This is a genomic window from Deltaproteobacteria bacterium (genome assembly GCA_026712905.1).
In the GTDB taxonomy this organism is placed as follows: domain Bacteria; phylum Desulfobacterota; class Binatia; order UBA9968; family JAJDTQ01; genus JAJDTQ01.
Genome location: JAPOPM010000124.1, coordinates 1 through 22,547 on the forward strand (window position 1 = coordinate 1; position 22,547 = coordinate 22,547).

Here is a 22,547-nt window from a genome sequence, read left to right on the forward strand (position 1 = left end):
CGCGCGTGCGGGGGAACCGTCTGCACGACGTTGGGAACCAGGTGCAGGAAGGGTCTATCCCCGCGCGTGCGGGGGAACCGTCTGCACGACGTTGGGAACCAGGTGCAGGAAGGGTCTATCCCCGCGCGTGCGGGGGAACCAGCGCGTTGAGAAACGCGCATATGCGGTAGGTGGGTCTATCCCCGCGCGTGCGGGGGAACCGAGGCATTCTGCTCAATGACGATATCACCGTCGGGTCTATCCCCGCGCGTGCGGGGGAACCTTGAGGCAAGGTCGCGGCGTCCCTGCCGTGCCGGGTCTATCCCCGCGCGTGCGGGGGAACCTCCTGGGCGGGATCTCGCGCGGACAGCTTGCCGGGTCTATCCCCGCGCGTGCGGGGGAACCACCGCCGGAAGCCCCGCCATGGCGAGACTGACGGGTCTATCCCCGCGCGTGCGGGGGAACCATGTCACCGTCCTCCGGCCACTTGTACCATTCGGGTCTATCCCCGCGCGTGCGGGGGAACCCCGCCTTCGTAGGTCACGTGAACGGGTAGAGCGGGTCTATCCCCGCGCGTGCGGGGGAACCATCATCGAGACCGGCACCGGCGACTCGGCGGAGGGTCTATCCCCGCGCGTGCGGGGGAACCCCTTGCACTTAACCCATTGATATTACGAGTTTTCAAAGAACGTGGGAACGAGAACGTCCCTCAATTTCGTTTCAAAAGGAGAACGCCGTCAGCGTCGACAATCTCTTTTGGTGGCTCACCGAGGGTTTCGATGCGGAGGTGTCCGGAGGCATTGACATCACGCCAGACCATCACGATTGCCCCACGACCGAGGGACCACCACCAGGACTCGACAACATCCCATACTCGTTGACGTACACCTGCGGAAAGGTCCGGCGCGACATACACGCCCGGGGCGATTTCCAGCATGACGGACGTGAGGAAACCGCGGTAGCGGGCCTCGACATCCCGCGTGACAACCATGGTCATCGGCATGTTCGAGCCCTCATGTCTGTGAGTCGGTCACCTCGAACAGCGACTTGATCCGGTTGATCATTGCCGGGATGATGCCCTCCCTTGCCAGGGTCTCGCCGGTCATGCGGCGGGTGGTGCGTTCGATGTTTTCGAAGGGTCGGTCGCCGACCCGCTTGGCTGCGCGGAAGGCGCACGGGATGGTGACGCTGTCCCGGTACAGGTCGGCGATGTCGAGGACGAATGACTGTCCCGGGTCTTCGTGTATGAAACCGAGCTGCGGGATCGTGCCCGTCGAGGCCACGGCGATCGCGGCGGCGGCCTCTACCGCACTGGACGCATGGTTCAAGGCTTGGTTGGCCAGATCGGCCGCGTCGGGACGGGCGCGGTCGTAATGCCGACCCTTCCATTCGACTCCGATCTGCTTGGCGATGAGACGATAGGACTGTTTCATGCGCGCGCCTTCAATGCCGCGGAGCACGTCGAAATTCCGGTGCGGCAGTACTTCCCCCAACCGCCAGGCATACATACGCCGCGCGATGTCAAGCCGCTTCTTGTCGTCGGCCCAGACGCGAGCCTGAGTCCGGGCGAGGCCAGATCGGTCCGGGATCAGGGGCGGAGCAGTATACATCCTGACCCCGTCCTCGCCTATTGCGGCGAGGGCCGTGCGGGCATGCGCGAGCAGTCGCAAAGCGTCGTGGCTCACGGTGGAACCAGGACCGAGGAGGATCATCGATATACCCTGAAGGGGGATCGCGTAGTCTCCGGGTAACAGCGCGTCAGCTCGGGTTCCCTCGCCCTGCAGGAAAGCCAGCGTCCCGTCGCGCGCGGTCAAGGCGCCGCGGGCGAGATAGAGAAGTCCAGCACGGTCGCCGTGAGGAACTCTAGCGCTGTCAAGACCGAGCCGACCCTTGAGCATTATCGTCTCGGTACCGGCCTCGACGCCGGGCGGAGAAGAAGCATGCCGAATCCGTACGCCCGATGCCGCCCAACACCCTTCGCAAGCAGCACCTTGAATCGTTCGGGGTCCGTTACGGTCAACGCGCCGTGAAAGGTTGCGTCCGGGCCCTCGGGGCCGGCGTTGCCGCGTGAGACACGGAGGCGCTGGAACCGGACCAGTCTCGTCGCCTTCCTGTCGAGTTCAGCCGCCGGCTCCAGCCGTTCCGCAAGCCAGTCCATGTAGACCGCTTCTCTTGTCTGGCCATCCTGTTCCATCCCGTCCGGATTGTCGGGGTGCCGACGCAACGCTTCGACCTGAAATGCGTCGAGCTCCGCACCCTTGCGAAATGCCGTCTCGCCGTTGCCACCCGTGCTCTTGAGCCTTCGCACAGGCCTCACCCGCAGGTCGAACCCGAGCCGCCGGCCCTCCGCCCATGCACCGGGCATGGCTTTGCTCTCAAGCCGGTCGAGATTGAGCACGCCCAAGTGCTCGGGTAGGGCATGGACTCGGGCACCGTCGCGCAGGCGTTCCGCGTCGTTCTCGCAATAACCGTAGAGGCTCCCTACCGTTTGGCGAGGCGCCACCAACAGGCGGAACGGACGCAACGAACCCGGCCCGAACGTCTCGTCCAGTAGGTGATGCAGCACACGACCCTCATCGAAACCCGCGACGCTGCCGCGATGGCGGAGCCAGCCGCGCTCGCCAGCACAGCGAGCCAGTTGATTCATCGCTACGGGCACGCGGACAAGGAACATTGGATTCATGAATCTGCCCCCTTCACATGTCCCTCCACCACCGCGCGCGAGCCGGCGTGCAGCCCGGTCCGCCAGTTCCGTACATCCGGCAGATCCACGACACGCTCCACCGAGTCGCCGGTTTCAGGCCCTTCCCCCACCGGCCACAGCGCACGAAATGTCCCGGAACCTGAAAGCGCGCACAACGCCCCGTGGGCCGTGTCTCCATCGACCCATCCGTCCGTCAGCGTGCACGCAGGCAAGCACGATTTTCGTCCGATGAAGAGTGGACGGGCCGGGCGATCGAGAGCCGCGGCCAACTCATCCAACGTCGGATCGATCTCCGCGGGGTCAAACCGCAACACGACCCGCACCGCCTGGTCCGCCAGGTAGCGTCGCGTACGCCGATGCGGGGCGCCATAACTTGCGCCGTCGCGTCCCTCCGGCGTCCCGAAAGTCGTCCAGCCCTTATCGCCCTTACCGAGTTGGACGTTCTGGACGTCTATGACAATCCCGGACGCGATCGGCTCCCGTTCGCGCCGCGCAGCGAAAATCAGCCGATCCTGCAAAGCCTGATGCGCGGCGCGGTCGGACCAGTGCCACCCGAACGCGTTGGCCGCGAGGCCGGTCAGCATCGAGGCCGAGGGAAAATCGCGAGTCGGATTCTCCTGGTCGACGGCCACACCGCCGAAGGCCATCAACGGGGCCTCCAGACGAATGACCAGCCACTTGTGACTCATCCCAAGGCTCCCGGTAGCGTTTTCGCCCAGTTGGCAAGCGTCGCGAGGGAACCCCGCTGCGCCCGTGGCAGCTCGACGTCGACCAAGCTCATGACGTGTCTCTCTTCCGCGGTATCGTAGGCCTCGTCGAGCCGAGTCAGGTGAGCACCCAAGGCGGCCATCGCACCCTCGGCATCCGGTGTGCACCGACGGCGGTACGCCTCGGCCAGGGATCGCGGTTGGCGGTCGCCAGCTTCCAGCAGCATCAACGAAGCGCGCCCATACGGCGCCGTCGAACCGAGTTTGGCGCCGGGAGAAACCTCGGCGATGAGATAGACGAGATTGTGCAAGACCGCGCCGGCCAACTCGATGTCCCCGCCGAGATTCTCGATCAGCAACGGCAGGTCGACGACCACATACCCGTAGAACAGGCCCGAGGTGAGCTCGGTCTCCTGGATCGTATCCGCACCTGGGTCGTCCACTGACAGGTCGTCCACGGCGGTGAAGTAGTCGCTCTCGGCTTCCTCCTCGTGCACGGTGAAGGCATGGGCCACATGGACCGGCGCGGTGATGTTCGCGTCGGGGTCGGATGTTACCATCCGGCCGAACAAAGCCGACGTGATCCCGGCGGGGAGCTTGGCGTTGTCGCGCATGGCGCTGATGTTGGCCCGGAACTCCTTTTTCCAACTCGCCGCCGCCGTCTTGGCCGCGTCGGCATCACCGTTGGCTTCCCGGGCCAGACGTTCGGCCTCCTTGGCGAGCCATTCGATCTCCGGCGCGCCAAACAGCAGCGTCTGCCGGTTTGTCCTTGTTGTGCCCTTGTCGCCGTACACGGCCTGTTGAAACTCGGGCTCCAAGACCTTGACCACGTCTTCCGGGAAACGGGCTGATAGCGGGTCGATGACCCTGCGTGTCACCAACTCTCGTGAACGGAAGGCAGCCTCCGTCCCATCGATCCGGATCAGTGCGTGCGGATCATCGGTCTTAGCCCAGTGCCGCTTAAGGCACTGCGACGAAACACGAGTGCGCAGCACGCCCCCATAGGGCAGCCGCTTCGCCAGCCCGGAGTCGTCGCGGTTCAATAGAGCGCCGGTGTAGGGACTGAGGGTGTGGATCTGGAGAAAGCGGGGTGCGGTGGTCATTCCTTGGCTCCTTCTTGGTTGGTTTGGTGTTCGCGCTCGGCCCGGTCCAGCCGTCGGTAGTACGGTTCCGCAAGTCGTTGCGCGCTATACTTGGAATCCGGGTAGAGCAGTGTCCAGGCGATGTCCACGACATTGACGCCGCTGTTGGGTTGTCGCGTGCTGGTGATGGACCGCGCGAGACGCGTCAACGACACTTCCCGCTGTTTGTCTCGTGAGGTGATGAGTTGTCCGAGTCGGCGCTCGCTCACTCTGGGGCGCGGCGAAGCCGTTCCCGGCCAAGTGGGGTCGCCCCCGTCACACAACACCGCGCCTAAACGACGCTTGGGGTCGTGCAGATCCCAGCGTGACGACGGCTCACCCTTTGGCGTGAGGATGGCCATTATGCGGATGATGCCCATCCAAGCTTGCTGCTCCCGACCGATGGTGCCAGGATGCTGCGCCGCTAAACGCCAGAAACCGGGAGCGCCGATCCCCCCGTCCATGCGACGCAAGTCCGCCAACGGTCCTGGTTCAAGGCGCTGGAGCATGCGGGCCGCGGCAATGGCGGCGTGCCCCACGTCTTCAGAGTTCGGCATCAATCTCCTCCTGCTTTCCGGTCTGTTGAAGTTGCGGATCCAGCTTCCACACCCGTGATCGGAATGCCCGGCGGGCGCGTGTTTCGGCCCTCGGCCGCTGAATGGATGGGCAAGGAATGCTGGACATGGAGGTTTCCAGCTCCGCGTGGGCGGCATCCAACAGGGCGAGTCGGAACCCGCGTCCCGCCGTTTCCTGAGCGTCGGTGTCGCCCGAGTCCTCCGCCACGAGCCGCCACCAAAGGTGCGAGAAAAACAGCCTGTCGGCCACGCGATCAAACCGCTCTCTAGCGGATCTCGAACTCGCGTACTGGCCTTTACCCACCTGATCCCAATCACCACGTCCGGAAAGGAGGGCAATGGCATTGCGTAACGCCTCGTCGAAGGCCTTGATCTCGTCCAGTTGCAGCTTCGACAACTTCCCCGCGGCCGCCGATCGAAATAGCCGAACGGCACGATCCGGGACAGGAACAACGCGACTCTTGAAGCCCTCCGTCTTGCTGTTTCCGCGGGCCAAGGCCTCGGCGACGAGCACGCTGTCGGTAACGTCCTCGTTGGGTCCGAGTTGTGCCAGCAAAGGGACCTGCCATTCTCCTCCGAACAGGAGATCCGCCAACTTTCTGTAGTCGAAGTCGCCGCCGCCCAACGTCAGCGCCTTGTGTTCGTTGATGTGCACCGGAGCCCACGGATCACCGACGTACCCACGGTAGACCTTGGCGTCGACGCGAGCAGCCTTCGAGACGGCCCTGACAGCCGAGAGGCCTCGCTCTGACTGGACGAGACGGACTCGCCGGGCGACCTCGATGAACCATGGGTCCAAGGTGCGCAGGTCGAGTTGACTGCCCTCCAGCCAGTCCAGACACCAGAGAAGCGCAGGACCGCCTTCGGTGCCGAATTCGGAACCTTTGCCCTCGCGCCGTTCATGGAGAAGCCGCTGGACGTCGCGACACCACCATTTGCTTGGGTTAAGCCGGCAGTCTTCACCTCGCGCCGGTACAAGTCCCATCATCGGGCGGCTGGAAGACCCGCCATTCATCCGGGCGATGCCGTAGTTTCCAGCACCGTCGTAGCCCGCGGACGTCTGCAAAGAGACGAGCGCGAACAACCAGTCTTCCGCCTCCACGTCGCGCGCCACGGTTTGTTTGAGATCGTGGTTGCGTGCCGTGATGAGCAGGTCCAACGCGTCCGGTGTCGGCACGGGCGACCACTTCAGGCCAACGGGGGCCGGCGGTTGAAGGAAGGCGGGCTGGGCGTTGTCCTCTACGACCAGATGCCAAGGGCCATCGTCCGTGTGGTTTGGCGTCAGGGCGCGTAGCAGATTCGTCCATTCATCAGCGTCGCTGGGGAGAGCCTCCCGCCCGGCATTCCAAAGCGCCAAGGCGGCAAGCTGCACAAGAAACATGTGCCACGCGGGACGCTGGTGGGGCCTCAGGGCCGGGAACGCCGCTACCTCGCCTCGCGCCATCGCTGCCAGAAGCTCCGATAGTGCAAGACGTTGCGCTGTCGATATCGATATGATGCGGCTTGTCAAAAGGTTCATCTGCGTCTTCCGAGTTCCTTCCCGATATCGTGATGAAATAAAACAATAGGTTATTATCGATAAGTTGTATCAATATATGAAAACCAATCTCACGGCAAAACTGCCAGCCCTTTCCGCGAGTAAGCGAACTCGCGTTCCCCCACCAACAGCACAAGCCCACCGGGAACCGGGTTGACCTCAACCGTTTCCGCATCCGTTGACGAGATGCCCGCCGACCAGCGTGCTGGTAGCGTGATTTGCGAGATGCGGTTCGCGAAAGGGCTGATCGGACTGGGATCAAGCGTCAACACGACGCCGTCCTCGCCCAACCGGGTCATGATGCGCTCGTCACCCGGCGGAAAGGGACTGTCCTCGTACCGGTGTTCCCGGTCGAGCCAGCGCAAGCGGGCCAACGCGCGCTCAGCCGCCTCGACGCCTCCCAACGTCCGTTCGTAGGCGATCCATGCCTCCCCTTTTTCAAGGATCAGTGCCGCCGTTCGCTCCGGATGGGTGGCGGCTTCCACCAGCCGGCGATTCATCTCGGGGATATTCCAAAGCGGCTCGTGTTCGATCAGCCGCCTCGTAAGTTCCACCACCGGCAGGTCCCGGTAGATGCCCTGAAACTCCCCCTGAGCTTCCCAACCACCCAGACCGTTTTCGAAGTCGGGCGCCGTCAACCGATCAAGCCCATCCGCGGGCGTCAGGACGACGGTCTTGGCGTCCTCGAAACCCTCGGGACGCGGCAGTTGATGCCGATGCAACCGCCCGACACGTTGCAATAGAACGTCGACCGGGCATAGATCCGTGATCAGGTAGTCAGCGTCGATGTCGAGGGACTGTTCCAGCGTCTGAGTCCCGATGACGACGACACCCATCCGAGGACGTTGTGGGTTCGGCGCGAGTACCTCCTCGACCGCCCGATCCAGAAGCACTCGATCCTCCGCGGCAAAGCGGCCGTGGTGAAGCGCCGGGCCGTCGGCGGCCTGGAGCAGTCGTGCGGTGCCGCCAAGTTCCTGCACGGCCTCCCATGTCTCCACCGCCTTCGTTACCGTATTGCGAATGACCAGAACCCGCGCTCCCTGGTTCGCCGCTTTCAACGCCAACTCCGCGGCACGGTCCGGCGCCATGTCGTCCAACTCCAGGCGCACCTCCTTGGAGCATCGGATCCCCTCCGTCCACCTGGGCTCCGGTTTGCCGCCGGTCCACACGGCCGGATAGCTCGTGGCCACGGCGTCGGAAAAGCCTGGCTGGGTTTCGCCGGTCCAGCGCACCCGTGCGCGGGACCCTAGCGTGGCCGACATCAACATCGCGTAACCCCCGAGTGCCAGATGCGCATCCAGCAGTTGGGCCAGTACCCCGGTCATGTAGGCATCGGATGCGTGGACCTCGTCGATGACCAGCAGGCTCCGGCTGAGTGCACTGCCCCGCAGGTGGGCGTGCTTGATCTTCAGGCCCGCCAGCATGGCTTGGTCCACCGTACCCACCGCGACAGTCGCGGCGAGGAAGCGCGTCGCATGTTCTGCCGCCCACCGTGCCGGCACGCTTCCCGACCGGTCCTCCCAAAGGAATTGCCACCCCGGAAGACGGCGCCCCGTGGCCTCTCCCGCCGCGAGCAACCCCGGAACGGCAAGGATGGCCTCGGGACCGTGGTCCCCGAACACCCGCTTCATGGCCTTGTGGGCGCGGCCATGGAGCTGTCGCGCCGCTGCCCGCGTGGGAACGGCGAAGTAGAGCCCCTCGACGCGTCCCGCCGCGAAGAGCTGGGCAAAACGCCAGAGAGCGGCCTCGGTCTTCCCTGAGCCCGTTTCGGCCTCGAGGATCACCAGCCTTTCCTCATCACTCATCCCGCCCACAACGTCCTGCGCAGGATTCGGCTGCGCGTAACCCGTCAACTCCGTGAACGACAGCGAAGGACGGCGCGGGAGGCGCGCGACATCGAGCCCAAGCTCCGTGACGGCGCGGGCTGCCCGGTCGCGCGCCACCTCTTCGTAGTCCTGATCGAAAGTCCCGATGAACTCGAAGAACCGCTTGTCCGACCCAACCCAATCAGCTAACGCGGTCAAGCCCGCGAAGAAGTGGACAAACCTCGGGTGCTCGGGGAGGTTCCCGCCGTCCGTGAACGCCTCTCGGAACCAGCGACGCACGGCATCCGCCATGGTGGCCGCCTGCCCGCGCCAGTCGTAGTGCGGGAGCGTGGGCCAATCCGCGGCCGTGGCCTGCGAACCTTGCTCGATGGGTCGCCCGTGGTGCGACAGACTTGCGACGAGCAAAGGCTCGACGCCCGCACCCCACTGCGCGAGGGACTGGAGCACCTCCCGGAACGGATGATCCGGCAACTTCCAGGACAGTTCCAGGAAATGCAGGCTCTCCGGCACGTGGCCCCGCTCGGGCCAAGTCCATAGGCCCTCCCGCCAGCCCTTGGCCTGAAACGCGGGATGAAGCTTTCCAATATCGTGCACGAAGACGATGGCCCCCAGCCGGGCGACAGTCTGGCGCGACAACGTCATTTCCGCCGCCTTTTCGGCCCTGGCGCGGAACACCGGCAGATCGAGCAGCCGCTGGAAGACCGCGGCCACGTCCATCGAATGGTGTGCCAAGTGGTGCGTGAAACCGTCGCGGCCGTCCGTCTTGCCCCAGGCAGTTCGGTTCATCTCGTTATCACTCATTCCACTCTCGTATCATTCGTGGCCCCTCGTCCGCACTCGCAACTGTCCGACACGACCTCACGGACACTCCAACACCAGGGTATCCCGTCCTCCCTGCTGTACCTTCCTTCGCAGAACAGGAAGCACCTACCCGCAACCGATAGCAGGCAGGAGTGACATCCGGGGTCAAACCCGATCAAGAATCTTGCGGGCTTCGTCGCGGACCTTGTCACGGAAGGCGGCGGGGCCGACGACCTGCACGCCCCCGCCGAAGTGAAGCACCCAGCCCACCAGCTCGGGAGTATCGGCGACCCGGAGCGAAAGGACCAGGCGTCCGTCTTGGGTTTCGTGGACGTGCTGGCTGTGGTGCCAGATGCGGCCCTTCACCCATGCGGTCGTGGCCTTGTCGAACAGCAGCTCCAGCTCGATGGGCTTACCGCGCATCACTACGAGGGAGTCCTTGACGTAGGCGTCCAGGTCGAAGCCCAAGGGCATCTGGCACGGGCGGTTGGTGACGGCCAGGGAGCGGATGCGATCCACCGCGAACGTGCGCACGTCCCTTCGGAGGTGACAGTAGCCGATGAGGAAGAGCCCGCCGTCCGCATACCACAGGCGGTATGGATCGACGTCCCGGCGCCGTGTCTGGTTGCGCGAGGCGGTGTAGTAGCGGACCTGCACCGTGCGAGTACGCGAAATGGCCCGTGAGAGCTGGTCGATGGTGTGCCGGTGCTCGCGGTAGGTCTTGTGCGAGCCGAGCCCCACGGCGAACTGCCCTCGCAAGTTCTCGACATACGTCGCGCCTTCGGCGGGCAACGCCGCGGCGGCCTTGGTCAGTGCAGAATCGAGAGACGCCTTGATCTCCGTCCCGTCCAAGGGCTTCAGCAGGTCGCGGCTGAACACCAGCGCCATGAGCTCCGTCGGCGACAGCGCCAGTGGCAGGGTCTGGCGGTATCCGTCCATCAGACGCCACACGGTTTGACCGTTTCGGCGCTCGGTGATGAGGGGAATGTGGGCGGCCTCCAGGGCCTCCAGGTCGCGGCGAATGGTGCGAGGATGACGCGAGTAGTCCTCCGGCAGAGACTCCGCAAGCTCCGACAGAGTCGCGCCCCGGACGTCCTCCAGCCTCTTCAACAACAGCCACTGGCGCGTGACTTGGTCGTTGCGCGGCATGCTTGTATCCAGGGATCGAGGCTGGCCATACCAGCGGCGCGGCGTGAGAACCAGCGGGAACCAGCGCGCCGGCGCGTTCAGCTTCCGTTAAGGACGGCCAACCGGGCTACCGCCTTCTCGTGGTAGAGACGGTCGACCGCGTTTCTCGGGGGGGCTTGGACGGCGTGCTTGAGCTGGCGGAGCGCTTCCGCACGGTGGCGTCGCTCGTCCATCTTCAAGAGGGCGAACGCGTACTCGACGCGCGCCACCTTGTTGTGGGGCACGAGTTCGATGCTGCGCTGGTAGTGCTTGCGCGCTTTCTTCGCGGTGGCGCCGTAAAGGAGCCCAGCCATCGGCCCCGCGCCTTTGACGAGTTTCGCGTGCCATGTGGCCATGCTGAGATGCGCCCCGGCCTTGTCGGGGGCCAGCCGGAGCGCCTTGTCGATGGCGTTCCGCGCCTTCCGGGCGTATCCCCCCGCCACGGCCTTGACGAAACCGATGGCGCGGGCGTACCGGCCCATGGCATGGGCCAGTTGGATGTGCGCTTCCGGGTTGCGCGGGTCGAGCCGGATGGCGCTCTTGGCCAACCGGATCGCACGCTTGTAGAGCGGCTCCTTCACGCGCGTCTCGGAAGAGAGGTGACCGTGCATCACCAACGCCAGCGCCGCCAATGCGTAACCCTCGGAAGTCCGGAGCTTTTCGGCTAGTTCCGCGGCGGCGGCAAAGCGGCCGTCGGCATAGGCCGCGCGCGCCTGTTCCATCGATTGCGCCGAGGCCGCACACGCGAGCAGGAGCGCCCAAGCGAGGCTCAGGAAAACCGGCAAGACGATCTTGATCACGGGATGGACCTGGGAAGCCGGTCGGAGACTGTGGGGCTCGATTCTCATGCTTTGCTTCAATGATGAGAAGGCAACCGGCTAAATTATAGGGCAAATAAAAGAAGAGTGCAACGAAGAAATTTCATCGTTGCAGTCGCCCTTGGTGAGAAAGGAACGGCCGGCCCTGAACCGGCCGGACCGTGAGGAGCCGTCCAAGGAGGCTACGGAAGGAGGCGTGAAGGTGAGGAACGGTCTCGGGGGCGGGGTCGAGACTGCCGTCTTCACCGCGGTCGGCGCCAGTCTCGATCCCCGTCCTCCCGGCTCTTGAGGCTTACTGGAGGGTCTTGGTGCCCGGACCCGTGATACGCGAGACACGCGCCCGGGTCTTCTTGATCTCGAACATCAGGATGCGTTTCTGGAGCGGATCGAAACGGATTCGCAGCGTGCGGCCGCCGACGTCCACGTCCGCCACACCATCCTCGCCGTCATCGATCTTGTGCAGGGCCGAGAGCACCGACAACCCCACCAACGAGGCGTCTACCTCGACCCACTTCTTAGGAACTTCCCGGCCTCCGTCCACCGGCCTCAGATGTCGTCTTGTCTCGCGTGGCATTGCTTCCCCTTCTTGATCTTAGAAGTCGCGTCATTCGCGTCATGACTGCGCTTGACGGGAAGTTATCAATTGACTACTATGATGTCAAGCATTTTTTCAACTGAGAACTATATACATCATGCCGAGGAAAAAGACAAGACTCCCCAAGACCGACCTTGCCCGCCGCCTGACGCTCGCCATGGCGGAACGCGACCCCATGGAGGTAGCGCAGCGCGCGGGCATCTCCAAGACCGCGGTATACAACTACATGGCCGGCGACCGGGCGCCACAGTCCGCCATCCTGCACCGGTTGGCTTCGGTGTGCGGGGTGTCGCTGGAATGGCTGCTGGCCATTAGCGACCGTGTCCGGGACGTGTCCGGGCATGTGCCCGACGACCTTCCCATCGTGGGGCGGGCCGGGGCGGGCCGGGGCGAGTTCTCCGAGGACGGCTTCCCCGTGGGCGAGGGATGGCGCCGGGTATCGCGTCCCTACGACCTCAAGGACGCCAACGCCTTCGGTGTCGAGGTGCGCGGTCACTCAATGAGCCCTCGCTATGAAGACCGGGAAATCGTGGTATGCTCGCCCGACAAGGAGTGGCACTCCGGCGACTACTGCGTGGTCAAGACCGTGGGCGGTGAGTACCTGATCAAGCGAATCAAGCGGGAAAACGGCCACTTGGTGCTCATCAGCATCGCCCACGGCTACGATCCCATCATCATGCCGCTGTCGGAGATCGCCGGCATCTACCGCATCGTCTGGAAGAAGGAACGATAGGGGAATAGGGAGAACCCATGGCAGACTACACCGAGATCCTTTACGAGAAGCGCGGCGCCGCGGGGGTGATAACGCTCAACCGGCCCCAGGTGATGAACGCCATAAGCCCGACGGTGCAGGAAGAGATGTCGGCGGCGCTGGACGACGCCGTGGCCGACCCCAAGGTGCGCGCCATCATCATCACCGGCGCCGGGCGCGCGTTCTCCGCGGGCATGGACCAGGGCCCCAAGCCGGGCCGGCGGCGCGACCTGGAATGGCCCTACGGCGTCCCCACGGGCCAGTCCGCGTCGGACTGGATCGATTCCTGGCGCGGACGCGAGGGCAACCACTTCCTGCGCCTGTGGGAACTGGACAAGCCGGTCATCGGCGCCATCAACGGCTGGGCCATGGGCGCGGGCTCGTGGCTGGCGTTGTGCACCCACATCACCATCGCCTCCGAGCACGCCGTCTTCGCCCAGCCCGAGGTGCGCCACGGCTCCAACACGAGCTTCCTCTGGACCATGCTCGCCGGCGTCAAGAACTCGCTGCGCTACGGTCTCGTGGGCGACCACATCGACGCCCAGGAGGCCCTGCGCATCGGCCTCGTCATCAAGGTAGTGCCGCACGAGCGGCTGCTGGACGAATGCCTGGAGCTGGCGGAGCGCATCGCCCTGGTGCCGCCCGAGACGGTGAAGATCAACCTCGCCATCGCCACCCTGGGCATGGAGATGATGGGGCTGCGCGACGCCCTCATGCTCGACTCGCAGCTTTCGGCCCCGGCCCACGTGATGCTGCGCGAGGAGCACCGGCGCCCGCTGAACGAGGCGCGCGAAAAGAACATCCGCGAATACCTGCAACTGCGCGACGGCCCGTTCCAGCCCGAGCCCTTCGGCCCGCGGTCGAAGCCCAGGCAGTAGGACCACCCCTGCAAGGAGACCCCCATGTCCGCGTACCAGAACCTTCTCTATGAAAAGCAGCGCAGCGGCGCGCTCATCACCTTCAACCGCCCGGACCGGCGCAACGCCCTGAGCGAGGAGCTCCTGGCGGAACTCGACGCCGCCCTGGCCGAGGCCAAGGACGACCCCGAGGTGCGCGGCGTGATCCTCACCGGCGCGGGCGGCTGCTTCTCCACCGGCGAGGACATGTCCGAGGACGGCGCCCCGGAAACCGTGTGGCCCCAAGCCCTGCCCGAAGGCGTGCCGCTCTACAAGGAGTTCGACAAGGTCCGGGACAAGGACCGCGAGGAAATCCTGCGCCGGCGCCTGTACCGCTGGGAGTATCCCAAGCCCATCATCGGCGCCGTCAACGGCTGGTGCCTGGGCACCGCTTCGTGGCTCGCCCTCACCTGCCACCTGACCGTGGCCGCGGACGACGCGGTCTTCGGCCAGCCGCAGGTGCGGCAAGCCGCCGGCACCGACTTCATCTGGGTTTTGCTCGCCGGCCCCAAGAACGCCCTGCGCTACGCCCTCACCGGCGACCACGTCGACGCCGCCGAGGCCCTGCGCATCGGCCTGGTGAACAAGGTCGTGCCGCGGGACGAACTGCTGGAGGAATGCTCCCGCATGGTCGAGCGCGTGGCCCTGGTGCCGCCCGAAACCGTCAAGATCAACCTCGCCATCGCCACCCAGGGCCTCGAAATGATGGGCCTCCACAAGGCCTGGCTCCTCAACTCCGAACTGAGCGCCATGGCCCGCCTCTCCAAGCGCGAGGAGTTCAACAAGCGCCTGGAAGACGCCCGCAAGCAAGGCGGCCTGCGCGCCTTCTTCGAAGCCCGCGACCAACCGTTCCGCCCGGAGCCGTTCGGGCCGTTCGCCAAGGGACAGTAACATCCCGGACTTGATCCGGGAGCGATCCAGGAGGGTTTGGGCGCGGTTACTTGACCGCCTCCGCCTCCTCCAACGCGCCAATCTCCTCTTTGCTCAGGCCCAGCACCTCGCCCAGCACATAAGCGTTGTGGGCGCCGATCCAGGGGGCGGGGAGGGCGGCGCTGGCCTTGGAGCGGGAGGGGATGCCGGGGAGGCCGTGGTGGGCGACGCGGCCCCAGGGGGGTTCGTCGATCTCGACGATGTGGCCGCGCTCGCGCAGGTGGAGGTCGTAGTAGAGGTCTTCGCCGGACATGGGGTTGCCGGCGGCGACGCCGGCCTGCTGGAGGCGGCGGAAGGCTTGGCGGGCGGTCTGGGTGCGGGTCCATCCCGTCAGCTTCTCGTCCAGCTCGTCGCGGTGATGGCGCCGGCCTTCCTTGGTGGCGAAGCGCGCGTCCTCGGCCCATGAGCCGGCGCCGATGACCTCGACCATGGCCTGCCACTCCTCGTCGGTCTCGCAGGCGATGATGATCCAGTCGTCATTGCCGGCGCAGGGGTAGCAGCCGTAGGGGGCGTAGGGGTCGCCCAGGATTTCGCGGTAGCCCAGCGTGTCCCACTCGTTGCCATTGACCGTGTAGTCCAGGATGGCGGGGCCGAGCATGGCGCCCTGGGCCTCGAGCATGGAGGCCTCGATGAACTGCCCTTCGCCGGTGCGTTCCTGGTGCTCCACCGCCGCGATCACGCCCAGGGTCATGGTGATGGCGCCGACGCGGTCGGGCCAAGCGATCTTGCAGCGCGCGCGCATGGGCGACTCCGGATAGCCCCACAGGCGCATGAGCCCGGTGTAGGCCAGGAGCTGCCAGCCCCATGCCACCCATGACTTGAGCGGCCCTTCCCTGCCCCAGCCGGGCATGGACACCTGGATGATGCCGGGGTTTATCTGCCGCAACGACTCGTAGTCAAAGCCGAGCCGCTCCATGACTCCCACGCTGAAGTTCTCCACCACGACCTGGGAGCGTTCCACGAGACGGCGGAACAGCTCCTTGCCCTGGTCGTGCCGCAGGTTCAGGGTGACGCCCAGCTTGGCCCGGTTCATGTCGGCGTGGACGGCGGTGAGCCGGCCCCTGGCCGCCACGGTGTTGGATTCGACCTTGAGGACCTCCGCGCCGTAGTAGCCGAGGATCTCGGTGCCCAGGGGGCCGGCGAACTGCTGCGTGAGGTCGGCCATGCGGAGCCCGGACAGCATGGGGTCGGAGGGTTCCGCCGGCCAAGCCGCCTCGGGCTTGCGCCCTTCGACTTCGCTCGGCTGCGCCTCGCTACGCTCAGGACGAACGGGTTCTCTGTCCTGAGCCTTGCCGAAGGGCTCAGCGCGAACGGCTTCTCTGTCCTGGGCTTGGTCGGAGAGCTCAGCGCGAACGGCGTCGGATTCCCTGCCCTGCTCCAGCTCGGCCAGAACCTCCTCTCGATGCTGGTCCAGCAGCGGCGCCGGGCGGCGCACCCGCATGGGCGTCCCGGAAAGGCGCATGGGGAAGCCCGGCGCCCGGTAGCGCCCGATGACCGGGTGCTCGATCTCCTGGAGCCGGGGGCGCGCGGCCAGTTGTTCCCCTTCCACGAACTGGCCCACGGTGTTGAGCGGCGCGGCCGAGAGATGCCGCCCCTGGGCCTCGGTCACGAACTCGTCCGCGGTGAAGCCGCTGATGAACTCGGCCACCACGGCGGAGGCCTCGTCGCTGCGGGCGTCGCGGTAGGCCGTGTCCTCCCATTGCGGCTCCGACAGGATGGTGCCGGGCATCCAGTTCTGGGTCAGCTCGCGCCACATGTGCGGCAGGTTGGCGGTGAAGTGGACGTAGCGCCCGTCCTTGCAGCGGTAGATGTTCGTCACGGCGCCGCCGTAGGTCTTGGCGCCGGGACGGCGCCCCATGCGGTTCTCCAGGGTGTAGCGCGCGATGGAGCTGCTGTTGGTGAAGCTCAACGCCTCCTGGAGCGAGACGTCCAGGCGCTGGCCCACGCCGCAACGCCGGCGGTGGCGCACCCCGGCCAGCGCCAGGGTCGCGGCCACGCAGCCGGCCACCTGGTAGGCCGAATGGGAGGGCGCGGTGCACGGGCCGCGCTGATCGTCGCCCTGGCTGTAGAGGAACCCTCCGGCGCCGTTGGTGATGGCGTCGCTGCTCTTGTAGTGGCGGTACCGGCCGGTGCGGCCGAAGGGCGTCAGGGACACGGTCACCAGCCCCGGGTGGTTCGCCTCGAGCCACGCGTCGGTGAATCCCCATTCCTCTAGGCGCCCGACCGGCGTGGCCTCGATAAACACGTCCGCCGAGAGCAGCAACTTCGTGAAAGTGTCCCGGTCGCCGGCGGCGGAGATATCCAGCACCAGGCTGCGCTTGTTGGTGTTGGCGTGGAGGAAGGTGAGGCTCCGCTCGACGCCTGCGACGCCGCCGGCGAAGGGCGGAAGCCTCCGTTCGGGGGCGCCCTCCGGCGGCTCCACCTTGATGACGTCGGCCCCCAGGTCTCCCAGGAGCCGGCCGGCGTAAGCCGCGGGCACGTCGCCAAGCTCCACCACTCGCAGGTGCGCCAGGGCGGCAGGCGCCTGGTGTTCGATTTCGTGCTCAGCCATGGGCGTGGAATGATCTCCAGACACGGGGAATGACCCTGGAGCGCCGAAACGTCATTCCCGCGAACCAGGCTGTGTCAAAACGTCGCCGGTCAAGAATTGGCGCCAACCCCCGATTCGTCATTCCCGCGGAAGCGGGAATCCAGGGGCGGTGGTGGGGCACTGCAGCGGCGTTTCCCTGCCTCGCCACCCCTGGATTCCCGCCCCCGATCGGGGTCGAGGGCAAGCTTTCGCGGGAATGACGCATCGAGGGGGAATGACGATTCGGCGAACCCGGCGTCTACACCTGCGGTTCGAGGATCTCCAGTCCGTCGAGGCGGTCGATGAGGTACAGGAGGCCGTTCTCGTCCTGGAAGACGTCGTTGCTCTGGACCGTGTTCTGCCCCTTGCCCGGCTCGGGCACGTAGTAGCCCACCTCCTTGGGCTGATAGGGATTGGACACGTCCACCGCGCGCAGGCCGCCGCTGAACCAGGTGACGTAGAGCACATTGCCGTACACCTGCTCGTTGGGCTGGTGTGCGCCGTAGCGGTCGGTGGGCTCGTCGTCGCGGTCGGGCATGAAGGTCGAGATGGGCACGGGATGCGCCTCGTCGGAGATGTCCACCACCCACATGAAGGCGTAGGGCAGCGGCGCCGCCTTCTGCGCCTCCTCGTCGGTGACCACCAGGATGTCGCGGCCCATGAGCTTCTCGGGCATGGGCAGGGTCGTGTGGGTGGGCGACGGGTACGGCGGGCTCCAGTCGAGACGGCTTATGAACTTGGGCTGGCTCATGTCGGAGATGTCCAGGATCACGAAGCCGCCGTGCCAGTAGCTCACGTAGAGGCGGTCGTCCCGGCGGATGGGATGGTGGCAGCGATGCATGGTGCCGGGCCACGTGGGCTCCTCGCCCCCGGCGACCCATTGCCCCGGCATCCACCAGCGGCCCACCTCCTGGGGATTGGCGGGGGCGGCCAGGTCCAGGATCATGCAGATGTTGCCCACGTACCCTTCCATGACCGGAGAGAAATAGGCGTAGCGGCCGTCGAAGGTGAAGCGGTGAACGCCCTTGGCGGCGGCCTTGAAAAACGACACCTCGCGCGGGTTGGCCGGGTCCGACACGTCGAACACCTTGAGGCCGCCCTGGGCGTCCTGGTTGTTCTCATAGCGCTCGTGGTTGACAATCATCACGCCGTTGCTGACCGCGGCCTTGTGCGAATGAATTCCCGGCGGCACGTCAAGCTGCGCCACCAGCTTGGGATTCTTGGGGTCGCGGACGTCGATGACGGAAGTCCCGTGGGGCGGGTCCATATGGCCCACGTACGCGAAACCCTTGTCCACCTCGACCTTGCCGCCGCCCGGCAGGTCCAAGCGCCCCACCAGCTTGATCCCGCTGGCCGTTCCGAAACCGTTGCCTGTCGCCATGTCGTCGTCTCCTTTCGCGCCCGCGTGTGCCGGGTCATGGCCTACATGCCCTATTCGCGGGTTAATGGCAATGGCGCCTGAATGTTGTCATTGGGTCGTGGGTGCCATGGCTAAAATGAAACGAGCCGCGGGGCACTCAGGCCCCGCGGCTCGCGGGTTTCGGCAAGGGGCGCGCGACCCTTGTGAGTATGTCGTGTCGGTTCGACGGTGCGGCGATCGGCTAGCCCCGACCGAAGTCGCGGCGCTGGGGCCGGGCCTCGTTCACCGTGATGGTGCGTCCGCCGAGCTCGGTCTCGTTGAGTGCGTTGACCGCGGCCTCCGCCTCGTCGGGCGTTCCCATTTCCACGAAACCGAAGCCGCGTGAGCGGCCCGTGAATTTGTCAATGATCACCTGTGCGGACTCAACAGCGCCGTGTACCGAAAAAACTTCCTCAAGTTGCATGTCCGTCGTCGAGTACGGCAACCCGCCGACATAGAGTCTCCTGCCTTCCATATGTTCTCCTCCCGGTCAATTCGGCCATGCACCCTGGGCTCTGACCTCGAAGGAGTCGAACAGGCAAGATGTTGTTCTGAACCACGATCTCGGTCGGTCGCAAGGTGAGACTTACGATGGTCGCCCCCTGTGGGACGTAATTATCGTAACCCTTCGGTCCGAGGCCGTCAAGCCGTCAGATCTTGTAGAACCTGCGCGCGTTGTCCCCTAGAATTGCCTCCTTCTGCGCGTCCGTGAGCTCTTCCCGTTCGAGGATCTCGTCGATTTCTTCCATGCAGTTGTCCATGGTGATTTCGTGCGGGAAGTCGGAGCAGAACATGAAGGGTTCGTGTCCCACGCGATTGACGCAGTACGACAGTACGTCCTCGTTGCCCTCGCATCCGACGAAGACCCGGTCGCTGCGGAAGTACTCGATCGGGTCCCTCTTGAGCTGCAGCCCGCCGTACTCCGCCTCGCGGTTCAGCCGGTCGAGCACCAGCGGGATCCACGCGGTGCCTCCCTCCAGAAAGCCCACGCGCAGGTCGGGGAAGCGGTCGAAAATGCCTTCCGACATCATCCCCGTCATGTGGATCGCCAGCGGGAACGGCATGCCCAGCGCGCGCGTGGCCGGGAAGACCTTGAACGAGTTGAAGCCCAGATCACCGTAGCAACCGCCGTGGACCGCGAGAGCGCAGTCGAGCTTCTCCGCTTCCTCGTAGAGCGGCCAGAACTGATCCGAGCCGTAGTGCCGGTCGAGGCCGTTGGACGGGAGCATGGCGCACACCATTCCCAAGTCCTTGACCGCCCGGCGCAGCTCTTCCACCGCCGCCGGCACGTCCTGCACCGGGATGAGCGCCACCCCCTTGAAGCGGTCGCTGGCCTTCAGGTACTTCTCCGACAGCCAGTCGTTGTAGGCGCGCGCATACGCCGACGCCCACTCGGGAAAGTGCACCTGGCCGTAGGAAAGACCCGCCGTGGGATACAGCACCGAAGCCTCGATCCCGGTCTTCTTCAGAAACTCCATCCAGCGCTCGGGGCCGACGGAAGCGTCGAAGATCCCCTCCGGCTCGATGTGCCGGCTCCGCGGCGTGTGGAACTTGTCGAGGCTCGGCAGCATCTGGCGGAAGCTCAGACTTCCCCGACCCAGGTACTCGTGATTGATGTACTCGTTGAGCTCGTTCTCACGCTCCATGATGTGCCCGTCGGCATCGATGTATGCACCCATTGGCTTTCCCCCTTCCGTATGACCCGAATGACTCCGTCGTAACGCACCGGGCCAGATTATTCGTTCGTCATTTCTCTTGTCAACGGGTAACGAACCTCGTTGACGCCCCTTGCCGGGACACGTAGACTGCCGGCTTCATGTTGGGGTTCGGCTCGCTGCTCGGTTTGTCGCTCCTCGGCGGGGCGCTCATCGCTACTCCCTTCCTCTGGCCGGTCCTCTTTCCACTGACCTGGTTGGCCCCTGTCCCTTTGCTTGCGGCGATCGAAGGCGCCCGCGACTGGCGGCAGGCGCTGTGGGCCGGAGCGCTCGCGGGAGCGGCGACCATCGCCCTGGGCTTCCACTGGATCGTCTATACCGTGCACGTGTTCGGCGGCGTGAACTACGCCGTGGCCACCGCGGCGTTCGCCCTCTTCGTCGCCTACGGGGCCATCCCGTTCGTCGCGTTCGCGGCCCTGGTGCGCGCGTGCGGACTGGGGCCGCTGGCGCTCTTGCCGGCGGCGTTCTGGGTCGCGGTCGAGTTCTGGTACCCTAACCTTTTCCCTTGGTATCTCGCCACCAGCCAGAACCCGTTCACGCTCCTGGTGCAATCGGCGGACCTGACCGGGCACTATGGCGTCACCTTCCTGTTGCTGTGGTGCGGCACGGCGCTCTACCGCTGGCTGCGCGCCCGCCGCGGGGCCGGGAGCGCGCGGGGGGCGGCATGGTCCGCGGCCGCCGCCGCCGCCACGCTGGCCGCGGCCCTGGCTTACGGACAGGTGCGGCTGGCCCAGGTCGACGGTGCGTCGAAGGAAGCCGGGACCCTCGACGTCGCGGTCGTGCAAGGCAACATCTCCATCGAGCGGAAGGGCAAGAACGCCTTCCTCAAGACCAACCAGGATACGTACAAGGCTCTGTCCCTGCAGAACGCGGACGCCGACGTGGTCATCTGGCCCGAGTCCGCCATGGAAACGTGGCTGCGCGAGAACGGGCGGCGCATCCCCCGCGAGCTGCTGCCCGAGCGCCATCCGCACATGATCGTCGGCGCCATCAGCTACCGGCGTCAGCCGGGCAACCGTTTCAGCCGTTACAACAGCGCGGTGGCGGTGAACCCCGCGGGCGCGGTGTCGGGCCGCTATCACAAGCAGGTGCTGCTCGCCTTCGGCGAGTACGTGCCGCTGGCGTGGCTCATCGGCTGGGTCCCCGGAGTGCAGGCCATCGGCGAAGGCTTCACCGCGGGCGCCATCGAGACCGCTTTCACCCTGCCCAAGGGAGCCCGGGCGGCGCCCCTCATCTGTTACGAAGACCTGATGCCCGCGCTCTCCCGCCGCTTCGTGAGGGACCAGGGCGCCAACCTGCTGGTCAACCTGACCAACGACGCCTGGTACGGGGACACCGTGGCGCCGTGGCAGCACGCGTGGCTGGCGCAATGGCGCTCCATCGAGACGCGCCGGGCCATGGTGCGCGCCACCAACACCGGCCTCACCGCGGTCATCGATCCGGCCGGGCGCATGTCCGAGCCGCTACCCGTGTTCACCGAAGGGGTGCTGCGCGCCACCGTACCGTTGCTGGAGATGGAGACCCTCTACGTGCGCTACGGCGATTGGTTCCCGTGGCTGATGACGGTGGTGACCGCGGGCGCGGCGGCGGCCGCGGGGATCGCCCGGAGACCGGGCCTGCGCCGGGGAACCCGCGCACGGCGGCGGCGCAAGCCCGGCCGGAATACGTAGGACGGTCAGGGCAGACGGAACTCGCCGAGCGCCCGCACCATGCCGTCCACGGTGTCGGCGACGAGCAGCTTGTCACGGTGCTTCTGCTTGAGGAAACCCTGGTCCACCGCATGGTCGAGGAACCCGATAAGGTGGGCGTAGTAGCCGCTCACGTCGAGCAGGCCGCAGGGCTTGGAGTGAAACCCGAGCTGCAGCCAGGTGATCATCTCGGCGATCTCCTCGAGCGTGCCGTAGCCTCCCGGCAGCGCGATGAACCCGTCCGAAAGCCTCTCCATCAAGGCCTTGCGCTGGTGCATGGAGTCCACCACCCTGAGGTCGGTGAGGTTCGAGTGGACGAGCTCCTTCATCATCAGCGCCTCGGGGATGATGCCGATGACCTCGCCGCCCTCCTCCAGGGCCGCGTCGGCCACGCATCCCATGAGCCCGATGGAGGCACCGCCGTAGACCACGCCGATGCCGCGGCGCGCCAGCTCGCGGCCCAGTGAGGCGGCCGTGTGCGCGTACTCCTCCAGCACGCCGGCGCTGGAGCCCGAAAAGACACAGATTCGATTCATTCAAACTCCCGGTTCATGCCGCCCTGCCCGCCCGCGGCTCGTTGTTCGTGGCCAGTCCTGTGCATCTTGGTACACTAGTGTCCTGCCTCACAAATAGCTTGATGAAACCGCGGGTCCTTTTCGCCGTCGGCTGCGTTACGTCACCCCGGGCCTTGACCCGGGGTCTTCCTCGCGTGGTGCCCGCCACTGGGGGGCGACCGCAGGTCGCCCCTACAAGTCATCGCGCCTTGCCG

20 protein-coding genes and 1 CRISPR repeat array are annotated in these 22,547 nt (G+C 65.8%); of the genes, 4 read left to right on the forward strand and 16 right to left on the reverse strand.

What is annotated here, in order from left to right; all coding sequences use genetic code 11:
* The first annotated feature begins 50 nt into the window (after positions 1–50).
* A CRISPR array of direct repeats spans positions 51–628; the repeat unit is 29 nt; unit sequence GGGTCTATCCCCGCGCGTGCGGGGGAACC.
* A 60-nt stretch (positions 629–688) separates the two neighbouring features.
* The 11 genes from cas2e to OXF11_09720 all read right to left on the reverse strand — a co-directional run bounded on the left by cas2e (position 689) and on the right by OXF11_09720 (position 11,809).
* A complete protein-coding gene (gene cas2e / locus OXF11_09670; protein ID MCY4487368.1) occupies positions 689–982 on the reverse strand; it encodes a type I-E CRISPR-associated endoribonuclease Cas2e in 294 nt (97 codons plus the stop codon).
* A 10-nt stretch (positions 983–992) separates the two neighbouring features.
* The gene (gene cas1e, locus OXF11_09675; protein ID MCY4487369.1) at positions 993–1,877 is read right to left on the reverse strand and encodes a type I-E CRISPR-associated endonuclease Cas1e; all 885 of its coding nucleotides are present in this window, start codon (positions 1,875–1,877) and stop codon (positions 993–995) included.
* Positions 1,877–2,662 carry a type I-E CRISPR-associated protein Cas6/Cse3/CasE gene (gene cas6e / locus OXF11_09680; GenBank protein ID MCY4487370.1) on the reverse strand — a complete coding sequence of 262 codons (786 nt, stop codon included), beginning with the start codon at positions 2,660–2,662 and terminating at the stop codon, positions 1,877–1,879. The genes cas1e and cas6e overlap by 1 nt, the downstream gene beginning before the upstream one ends.
* A complete protein-coding gene (gene cas5e, locus OXF11_09685) occupies positions 2,659–3,372 on the reverse strand; it encodes a type I-E CRISPR-associated protein Cas5/CasD (GenBank protein MCY4487371.1) in 714 nt (237 codons plus the stop codon). Before cas5e ends, cas6e begins: the two co-directional genes overlap by 4 nt.
* On the reverse strand, positions 3,369–4,493 hold the full coding sequence (gene cas7e, locus OXF11_09690; protein MCY4487372.1) for a type I-E CRISPR-associated protein Cas7/Cse4/CasC: 1,125 nt from the start codon (positions 4,491–4,493) through the stop codon (positions 3,369–3,371). The genes cas5e and cas7e overlap by 4 nt, the downstream gene beginning before the upstream one ends.
* Positions 4,490–5,068 carry a hypothetical protein gene (locus tag OXF11_09695; GenBank protein MCY4487373.1) on the reverse strand — a complete coding sequence of 193 codons (579 nt, stop codon included), beginning with the start codon at positions 5,066–5,068 and terminating at the stop codon, positions 4,490–4,492. The genes cas7e and OXF11_09695 overlap by 4 nt, the downstream gene beginning before the upstream one ends.
* Complete coding sequence (locus OXF11_09700; GenBank protein ID MCY4487374.1) at positions 5,055–6,605, reverse strand: CRISPR-associated protein Cse1; 1,551 nt, start codon at positions 6,603–6,605, stop codon at positions 5,055–5,057. The genes OXF11_09695 and OXF11_09700 overlap by 14 nt, the downstream gene beginning before the upstream one ends.
* Positions 6,606–6,694: 89 nt before the next feature.
* On the reverse strand, positions 6,695–9,250 hold the full coding sequence (gene cas3 / locus OXF11_09705; protein MCY4487375.1) for a CRISPR-associated helicase Cas3': 2,556 nt from the start codon (positions 9,248–9,250) through the stop codon (positions 6,695–6,697).
* 165 nt (positions 9,251–9,415) lie between these two features.
* Positions 9,416–10,399, reverse strand: a complete 984-nt coding sequence (locus OXF11_09710) for a WYL domain-containing transcriptional regulator (protein ID MCY4487376.1) — start codon at positions 10,397–10,399, stop codon at positions 9,416–9,418.
* A 77-nt stretch (positions 10,400–10,476) separates the two neighbouring features.
* On the reverse strand, positions 10,477–11,265 hold the full coding sequence (locus tag OXF11_09715) for a hypothetical protein (protein ID MCY4487377.1): 789 nt from the start codon (positions 11,263–11,265) through the stop codon (positions 10,477–10,479).
* A 262-nt stretch (positions 11,266–11,527) separates the two neighbouring features.
* The gene (locus tag OXF11_09720; protein ID MCY4487378.1) at positions 11,528–11,809 is read right to left on the reverse strand and encodes a hypothetical protein; all 282 of its coding nucleotides are present in this window, start codon (positions 11,807–11,809) and stop codon (positions 11,528–11,530) included.
* A gap of 118 nt (positions 11,810–11,927) precedes the next feature.
* On the opposite strand from OXF11_09720, the gene OXF11_09725 reads away from it, so the two are divergent.
* From OXF11_09725 to OXF11_09735, 3 genes are read left to right on the forward strand one after another with little or no spacing between them, the layout of a single operon-like run.
* The gene (locus tag OXF11_09725) at positions 11,928–12,563 is read left to right on the forward strand and encodes a helix-turn-helix domain-containing protein (protein ID MCY4487379.1); all 636 of its coding nucleotides are present in this window, start codon (positions 11,928–11,930) and stop codon (positions 12,561–12,563) included.
* Between the two features lie 17 nt (positions 12,564–12,580).
* The gene (locus tag OXF11_09730) at positions 12,581–13,459 is read left to right on the forward strand and encodes an enoyl-CoA hydratase/isomerase family protein (protein ID MCY4487380.1); all 879 of its coding nucleotides are present in this window, start codon (positions 12,581–12,583) and stop codon (positions 13,457–13,459) included.
* A 24-nt stretch (positions 13,460–13,483) separates the two neighbouring features.
* Positions 13,484–14,368, forward strand: coding sequence for an enoyl-CoA hydratase/isomerase family protein (locus OXF11_09735; protein ID MCY4487381.1), 885 nt, complete (start codon positions 13,484–13,486; stop codon positions 14,366–14,368).
* Between the two features lie 46 nt (positions 14,369–14,414).
* On the opposite strand, the gene OXF11_09740 is transcribed toward OXF11_09735, so the two are convergent.
* From OXF11_09740 to OXF11_09755, 4 genes are all read right to left on the reverse strand, one after another.
* The gene (locus OXF11_09740; GenBank protein ID MCY4487382.1) at positions 14,415–16,958 is read right to left on the reverse strand and encodes a CoA transferase; all 2,544 of its coding nucleotides are present in this window, start codon (positions 16,956–16,958) and stop codon (positions 14,415–14,417) included.
* A 277-nt stretch (positions 16,959–17,235) separates the two neighbouring features.
* The gene (locus tag OXF11_09745) at positions 17,236–18,357 is read right to left on the reverse strand and encodes a hypothetical protein (GenBank protein MCY4487383.1); all 1,122 of its coding nucleotides are present in this window, start codon (positions 18,355–18,357) and stop codon (positions 17,236–17,238) included.
* Positions 18,358–18,577: 220 nt separating this feature from the next.
* Positions 18,578–18,850, reverse strand: coding sequence for an RNA-binding protein (locus OXF11_09750; GenBank protein MCY4487384.1), 273 nt, complete (start codon positions 18,848–18,850; stop codon positions 18,578–18,580).
* A gap of 175 nt (positions 18,851–19,025) precedes the next feature.
* Positions 19,026–20,054 (reverse strand): amidohydrolase family protein, encoded by a 1,029-nt coding sequence (locus OXF11_09755; GenBank protein ID MCY4487385.1) that lies wholly within the window; start codon positions 20,052–20,054, stop codon positions 19,026–19,028.
* A gap of 137 nt (positions 20,055–20,191) precedes the next feature.
* Between OXF11_09755 and lnt the strand changes: the two genes are divergently transcribed.
* On the forward strand, positions 20,192–21,760 hold the full coding sequence (lnt, locus tag OXF11_09760) for an apolipoprotein N-acyltransferase (protein ID MCY4487386.1): 1,569 nt from the start codon (positions 20,192–20,194) through the stop codon (positions 21,758–21,760).
* A 5-nt stretch (positions 21,761–21,765) separates the two neighbouring features.
* Here lnt and OXF11_09765 read toward each other — a convergent pair whose 3' ends face one another.
* Positions 21,766–22,314, reverse strand: a complete 549-nt coding sequence (locus tag OXF11_09765) for a TIGR00730 family Rossman fold protein (GenBank protein MCY4487387.1) — start codon at positions 22,312–22,314, stop codon at positions 21,766–21,768.
* Positions 22,315–22,547 lie beyond the last annotated feature (233 nt).

Excerpts from the sequence above, each read along its gene's own strand:
- OXF11_09735 (MCY4487381.1), top strand. The coding sequence starts at position 13,484 with ATGTCCGCGTACCAGAACCTTCTCTATGAAAAGCAGCGCAGCGGCGCG.
- cas6e (MCY4487370.1), bottom strand. The coding sequence starts at position 2,662 with ATGAATCCAATGTTCCTTGTCCGCGTGCCCGTAGCGATGAATCAACTG.
- OXF11_09755 (MCY4487385.1), bottom strand. The coding sequence starts at position 20,054 with ATGGGTGCATACATCGATGCCGACGGGCACATCATGGAGCGTGAGAAC.
- OXF11_09725 (MCY4487379.1), top strand. The coding sequence starts at position 11,928 with ATGCCGAGGAAAAAGACAAGACTCCCCAAGACCGACCTTGCCCGCCGC.
- cas5e (MCY4487371.1), bottom strand. The coding sequence starts at position 3,372 with ATGAGTCACAAGTGGCTGGTCATTCGTCTGGAGGCCCCGTTGATGGCC.
- OXF11_09710 (MCY4487376.1), bottom strand. The coding sequence starts at position 10,399 with ATGCCGCGCAACGACCAAGTCACGCGCCAGTGGCTGTTGTTGAAGAGG.
- OXF11_09745 (MCY4487383.1), bottom strand. The coding sequence starts at position 18,357 with ATGGCGACAGGCAACGGTTTCGGAACGGCCAGCGGGATCAAGCTGGTG.
- lnt (MCY4487386.1), top strand. The coding sequence starts at position 20,192 with ATGTTGGGGTTCGGCTCGCTGCTCGGTTTGTCGCTCCTCGGCGGGGCG.
- OXF11_09700 (MCY4487374.1), bottom strand. The coding sequence starts at position 6,605 with ATGAACCTTTTGACAAGCCGCATCATATCGATATCGACAGCGCAACGT.
- cas1e (MCY4487369.1), bottom strand. The coding sequence starts at position 1,877 with ATGCTCAAGGGTCGGCTCGGTCTTGACAGCGCTAGAGTTCCTCACGGC.
- OXF11_09750 (MCY4487384.1), bottom strand. The coding sequence starts at position 18,850 with ATGGAAGGCAGGAGACTCTATGTCGGCGGGTTGCCGTACTCGACGACG.
- OXF11_09720 (MCY4487378.1), bottom strand. The coding sequence starts at position 11,809 with ATGCCACGCGAGACAAGACGACATCTGAGGCCGGTGGACGGAGGCCGG.
- OXF11_09740 (MCY4487382.1), bottom strand. The coding sequence starts at position 16,958 with ATGGCTGAGCACGAAATCGAACACCAGGCGCCTGCCGCCCTGGCGCAC.
- OXF11_09715 (MCY4487377.1), bottom strand. The coding sequence starts at position 11,265 with ATGAGAATCGAGCCCCACAGTCTCCGACCGGCTTCCCAGGTCCATCCC.
- OXF11_09730 (MCY4487380.1), top strand. The coding sequence starts at position 12,581 with ATGGCAGACTACACCGAGATCCTTTACGAGAAGCGCGGCGCCGCGGGG.
- OXF11_09765 (MCY4487387.1), bottom strand. The coding sequence starts at position 22,314 with ATGAATCGAATCTGTGTCTTTTCGGGCTCCAGCGCCGGCGTGCTGGAG.
- cas7e (MCY4487372.1), bottom strand. The coding sequence starts at position 4,493 with ATGACCACCGCACCCCGCTTTCTCCAGATCCACACCCTCAGTCCCTAC.
- cas2e (MCY4487368.1), bottom strand. The coding sequence starts at position 982 with ATGCCGATGACCATGGTTGTCACGCGGGATGTCGAGGCCCGCTACCGC.
- cas3 (MCY4487375.1), bottom strand. The coding sequence starts at position 9,250 with ATGAGTGATAACGAGATGAACCGAACTGCCTGGGGCAAGACGGACGGC.
- OXF11_09695 (MCY4487373.1), bottom strand. The coding sequence starts at position 5,068 with ATGCCGAACTCTGAAGACGTGGGGCACGCCGCCATTGCCGCGGCCCGC.